We start from the raw sequence: 1,568 nt of genomic DNA on the forward strand, positions 1-1,568 counted from the left end.
GCCGAAACGACTGTTCCGAAATCGGACGGAGGCAACATCGTGCAGCGCCTGATCGCGGCATTTCGGACTCAGTATTAAGAAAAATTACCGAGAGGTTAACTTTTTGCTCGCACAGCGGAATCGCGTCGTGCAAAAGAATCCCGAAAGCGCTTCGTATCGCGCTTCGAGAATAGGGGAGACAGTCGCATGAGCATCGATTTCATCCGGCCGGAAGTTGACGAACTTCGGCCCCGGATCAGCGTGATCGGGGTGGGCGGCGCCGGCGGAAACGCGGTCGCCAACATGATCGAAAGCGATGTCCAGGGCGTGGACTTCGTGGTCGCGAACACCGACGCTCAGGCGCTGAACGCAAGCCAGGCCGATCGCCGCATCCAGCTCGGCCTCAAGATCACCCAGGGTCTTGGAGCGGGGTCGCGTCCGGAGATCGGCAAGGCCGCAGCCGAAGAGACGATCGCCGACATCGAAAAAGCGCTCGAAGGCGCTCACATGTGCTTCATCGCGGCCGGAATGGGCGGCGGCACCGGCACCGGCGCCGCGCCCGTCATCGCCAAGGCGGCGCGCGACAAGGGCATCCTCACCGTCGGCGTCGTCACCAAGCCGTTCAGCTTCGAGGGCAACCGCCGCGGCCGTTCGGCCGAAGCCGGAATCGACGAGCTCCAGCAGCATGTCGACACGCTGATCGTCATCCCGAACCAGAACCTCTTCCGCATCGCCAACCCGAACACGACCTTCAAGGAAGCGTTCGCGATGGCCGACGAGGTCCTCCAGCAGGGCGTTCGCGGGATCACCGACCTGATGGTCATGCCGGGCCTCATCAACCTCGATTTCGCCGACGTCCGCTCGGTGATGGGGGAAATGGGCAAAGCGATGATGGGCACCGGCGAAGCCGCCGGCGACAACCGCGCCATCGAGGCGGCTGAAAAGGCGATCGCCAACCCGCTGCTCGACGGCGTTTCGATGAAGGGCGCCAAGGGCGTCATCATCTCGATCACCGGCGGCGAGGACATGCGCCTGATGGAGGTCGACGAGGCTGCAAGCCACATCAAGGAACTGGTCGATCCCGACGCCAACATCATCTGGGGCTCGGCCTTCAATAACGACCTTCAGGGCAAGATCCGGGTCTCGGTCGTCGCCACCGGCATCGATGCCGAGGCGGCCGCAATGCCGGCCGCTCCCGCCAAGGTCTTCACCTTCCCGACCTCGCGCGCTTCTGAGGCTCCCAAGCCGCCCAAGCAGCAGGCGATCCCTCAGCCCGCTCCCGAGCCTGAGCCGATGCCGGTCGCCGAAGAGCCGGCTCCGGCGCCGATGGAAATGGAAGCCGAGGCTCCGGCCGAGGACGCGCTCGAACTCACCGATCTTGCGAGCGACGACGACGGCGGCGAGCTCCTGCTCGGCGACAGCATGATGGCCGACGAACCGGCCGAAGAGCCCGCGCAGGAAGAGCCTTCCGCCGGCAACCGCAGCTGGCTCACCGGCGAGCCGGCCGCTGCCGCCGCTCCGCGCCGCGAGGGCGGCACCTTGTTCGAGCGTATGTCGAACATCGCCCGCGGCGCCGCCAAGGCGCAGGT

At 65.6% G+C, this 1,568-nt stretch carries 1 protein-coding gene; it reads left to right on the plus strand.

Annotation, left to right across the window (positions count from 1 at the left end):
• Positions 1-186: 186 nt before the first annotated feature.
• The coding region (gene ftsZ / locus VF662_RS04415) for a cell division protein FtsZ (protein WP_464138127.1) at positions 187-1,568 on the plus strand (1,382 nt) is incomplete at its 3' end.

Origin of the sequence: Allosphingosinicella sp., from assembly GCF_036387215.1 — a bacterium.
In the GTDB taxonomy this organism is placed as follows: Bacteria; Pseudomonadota; Alphaproteobacteria; order Sphingomonadales; family Sphingomonadaceae; genus Allosphingosinicella.